Source organism: Aquibium sp. ELW1220 (assembly GCF_030398385.1).
Taxonomy (GTDB): Bacteria; Pseudomonadota; Alphaproteobacteria; order Rhizobiales; family Rhizobiaceae; genus Aquibium.
In genome coordinates, this window is the sequence record NZ_JAOAOQ010000094.1 from 1 (window position 1) to 3,238 (window position 3,238).

The 3,238-nt window shown below is 62.3% G+C and carries 6 protein-coding genes; all 6 read right to left on the bottom strand.

Annotation, left to right across the window (positions count from 1 at the left end):
* Positions 1-270: 270 nt before the first annotated feature.
* Positions 271-825, bottom strand: coding sequence for a hypothetical protein (locus N1F91_RS30770; protein ID WP_289997723.1), 555 nt, complete (start codon positions 823-825; stop codon positions 271-273).
* A gap of 492 nt (positions 826-1,317) precedes the next feature.
* Entirely contained in the window at positions 1,318-1,875 is a 558-nt protein-coding gene (locus tag N1F91_RS30775) for a hypothetical protein (RefSeq protein WP_289997724.1), read from the bottom strand.
* On the bottom strand, positions 1,875-2,069 hold the full coding sequence (locus N1F91_RS30780; protein ID WP_289997725.1) for a hypothetical protein: 195 nt from the start codon (positions 2,067-2,069) through the stop codon (positions 1,875-1,877). The genes N1F91_RS30775 and N1F91_RS30780 overlap by 1 nt, the downstream gene beginning before the upstream one ends.
* Positions 2,066-2,323, bottom strand: coding sequence for a DUF6378 domain-containing protein (locus tag N1F91_RS30785; RefSeq protein WP_289997726.1), 258 nt, complete (start codon positions 2,321-2,323; stop codon positions 2,066-2,068). The genes N1F91_RS30780 and N1F91_RS30785 overlap by 4 nt, the downstream gene beginning before the upstream one ends.
* Complete coding sequence (locus N1F91_RS30790) at positions 2,320-2,808, bottom strand: hypothetical protein (protein WP_289997727.1); 489 nt, start codon at positions 2,806-2,808, stop codon at positions 2,320-2,322. The genes N1F91_RS30785 and N1F91_RS30790 overlap by 4 nt, the downstream gene beginning before the upstream one ends.
* Before the next feature lie 220 nt (positions 2,809-3,028).
* Positions 3,029-3,238: hypothetical protein (locus N1F91_RS30795; protein WP_289997728.1), on the bottom strand; the 210-nt coding region annotated here is incomplete at its 5' end.

Genomic DNA, 3,238 nt, shown 5'->3' on the forward strand with positions numbered 1-3,238 from the left:
AAAACCCGCTTCGTTGGGGTCGACATCAATGATTTCAATGATTTAGACCCCCTGAAATCAAAACAAAACGGAAAAATCAAACCGGAAAAAACACGCGAAAACCGGGCAGCGGCGACAGCGCAGTATAAACAAGTATTATGGGGCTCCTATACCCCCCACCCCTAGTATTTTCTTCTCATATATTAATTCTTCCAAACTTACTTTATCCGACTTCGTCTTACGACGTCGGATGCAATAGTTAACACGTCTTTGTCTCTACTTAGCAGTCGCCTATCGCAACGAACCAATACGATGCCCGCCAATCATCAGTCCGATCAGACGCCGCGCCTCGGCATCGATCGCCGGCATCTGATCCTGCCAGATCGCGACGGCTGCGTCACGCAGCATCTCGCTCGGCACCGCAGGTCCCCACAGCCGTTCGATCGGCAGCCGTGCCTTGCCCACGCGCTTGAACGCCTCGTTGCCGAAGCCTCTGACCAGGAAGGCCGAGCGGTAGGTCTGGGCCTTGCCCCAGATCTTTGCCCGAACACCGTAGGAGAACTGACGCGGCTTGAACACCGACAGCGGCAAGTGACGGCCTGTTCCGGTGATCCTCGTTTCCAGTCGGTTCCGCCGGGCGCTGTCGAAGCGCATCGCCGCCGTGACGACCGGGCGTGGGATGGAGGTCTGCTTGACCAGGGCGCGTCGGTGGGCGGTGTAGGCCTTGCGGCCTTCCTTGTTCAGCGCCATCGAGAAGGCACGACGGGCTTCGCCCTCGCCAAGACGATGGCAGGCGGCCTCGAAGCGGATGCGGGTGGCGTCAGCGTCGATGACGACCAGGCGCATGACGAGCCCCGAAACAAAAAGCGCCCGGAGCGGTGGCTCCAGGCGCATTTGGTGATCGTCCAATATCGGAACGTCTAACTGCGTCGCCAATCGGCGTCAAGCATATTCGTACGTTGAATCAACACGGTAGCTTCGTCGCAGTGCTGCGTGCTCGCCAGTAGGCCAATGGCCTACCTCTGCCGGGGAAAGGTCGGTCTGCAGGGTGAATTAACTCGCAGAACAAGAATGCGGACAGGCGTAGCCTACATCAATCGGGAAAGACCCTTCCCGTTGGAGGCTACCATGGAACAGACCCGCTATTCGCGCCAAAAGCCGACTGCCATTCAGTTCCTGCCCGCGGATTTGTTGCTCTGCGCAATCACGGTCATCGCTCTGGCCGTCGTGCCCATCGCTTGATCGCACCGGCACTCCGTCTCCGCGACCAACCACGGCAACTCGGACGCCGAGTTGCTCACCTTTAGCGACATGCCAGCCCGACCAGAACACGACGCATCAGATTCTGAACACCCGCACCAGCGCATTGAGCCCGACCCGCAAGTTGGCGATGTCGGCATTCGACCAGGAGAGCGTGTCCTCGTCGGTACAGACCACGCGGTGAACCAGGTGGCTCGGCCCGCTACCCCGATCCGCGCGGTTGTGCCGATCGCATTCGGTGAGCGCTGCCGCGGCCTCGCGAAAGCGCCTGCGCAGCCGTTCGATCTGGTCGAGCGTCGGTTCGCTCGGGCTCAAGCCCATGATGCCCTCCTCGATCAGGCGGCCGGCGATCGAGCGTGGCGTTGGAGCAAGCAGTCCCATGACGGCATGGTGACGCTGGTAGAGCTCGCCGAAGACCCTGCCCGCCTCGTGCTGGTCATTGCTGATCAGCTTCGTGAAGGCCAGCCGGCCGAGTGCTGAACCAAGCCGCTGGTCCCTCGCTCGTTTGATCGACACGCCGTAGTGGCGGCGGCGGGCATCGAGCGCGACCGCCATCGCCTCGCGTTCGGTCTCGGCGCGCTCCAGCTTGCCGCAGGGATAGCGCTTGCCCGTCTTGCATTTGCGTCCTCGTGCCATCACCGGCCCTCCTTCGGTTCGGGGCGCTTGCCGTACAGCCTGTCGCCGAGTTGCTTGACCAGTTCCCGCTCCGGCCATGTGAGGCGCGGGTCGGCGGGGCTGACGACCAGCAGGCCCTGCTTGCGCCAGCCTTCGCTCTTGACCTGTTCGGGATCGCGGCGTTCGCCGCCATATCCTCTGGGGAGCCAATTCATCGCGTGACCTCCCGCAGGACGGCGGCATAGCCGGCCACGTCGAGGATCGAGTCCTGGTGCGCTGGATCGTGTGCCAGGCGGGCGAGCTTCAGGTCGATCAGGCAGAGCACGACCTGGGCTGCCGACACAGGCGTGCCGAGCGTGATCGACCAGCGCGCCGCGACGGACGCCATCGAGGTGGCCGGATCGCCATAGGTCCTGCGCCGCCCGGCGACGACCGACGCGGCATTGCGGAGCATCGTCTCCCCGTTCATCGCACGCCTCCCATGGTCTCGATGGCCCAGAGCAGGATTGCGATGGCGTCGGCCTCGTTGTCGTCGGCCGGACTGAACCCACGACCACGAACGGCGGCAATGACCGCCGCCTTGTCGGCGTTGCCCTTGCCGGTGATGAACCGCTTGATGGTGCCGACCGGCACGCCCTGATAGGGCACGCCGCGCAATTCGGCCCACGACGACATCACGGCCAGCAGCCCGCCATAGACGTGGGCCGCGTCGGTGCCGACATGGCGACGGACTTCTTCGAAGAAGATGGCGCCGATCGGACCGACGGCTTCTTCGGTTGCGGTCAGCCAGTTGGTCATGCGCAGGAAGCGCATGCCGCCGCCTTCGTAGCGACCGGGTCGGAACGACACCGTGCCACTGGTGATCAGGCCCGACGTGTTGCGGATGGCAAAGCCGGTGGTGGTTCCGAGATCGAGTGCGAGGGTGCTGCACAGGGGATGTATGGGTTCGGACATGCCGACCTCCTCTTCGTTCTGGCAGGCTCGGCGAGAGGGCTGGCCGGTGAAGGCTGCGGTCTCGCCAGGCCCCGAAGGGTGGTCTGGTCACGTCAGGCGCGGGGCGAGCGGGCCGCCCGTCACTTCCTTCAATTCCTTCAACGGGGCATCTTGAAAGAAGTCGGCCCCTAAGGTGTTGATCTCTATATATAATATAACTTCTTTCAATATTTCAATTATTTCATGAGGTACCTCCTCCTTGTTTTAACCGCACGCGCGAGGACACACACACAAAGGGATCCGGTTGAAAGATTGAAAGAAGTGAAGGAAGGTAACCGGGGCAGATTTCCGGGCGATCAGGCTTGAGCGGCTTGCCTGACGAGATCGGGGAGTCGCGGTATCGGCTGGTGGGCGGGTATGCCGAGGCGATCGCCGAGATATCGGAAGAACG

Coding starts and splice junctions, on each gene's coding strand:
- N1F91_RS30775 (WP_289997724.1), bottom strand. CDS start 1,875: ATGGCACGAGGACGCAAATGCAAGACGGGCAAGCGCTATCCCTGCGGC.
- N1F91_RS30770 (WP_289997723.1), bottom strand. CDS start 825: ATGCGCCTGGTCGTCATCGACGCTGACGCCACCCGCATCCGCTTCGAG.
- N1F91_RS30780 (WP_289997725.1), bottom strand. CDS start 2,069: ATGAATTGGCTCCCCAGAGGATATGGCGGCGAACGCCGCGATCCCGAA.
- N1F91_RS30785 (WP_289997726.1), bottom strand. CDS start 2,323: ATGAACGGGGAGACGATGCTCCGCAATGCCGCGTCGGTCGTCGCCGGG.
- N1F91_RS30790 (WP_289997727.1), bottom strand. CDS start 2,808: ATGTCCGAACCCATACATCCCCTGTGCAGCACCCTCGCACTCGATCTC.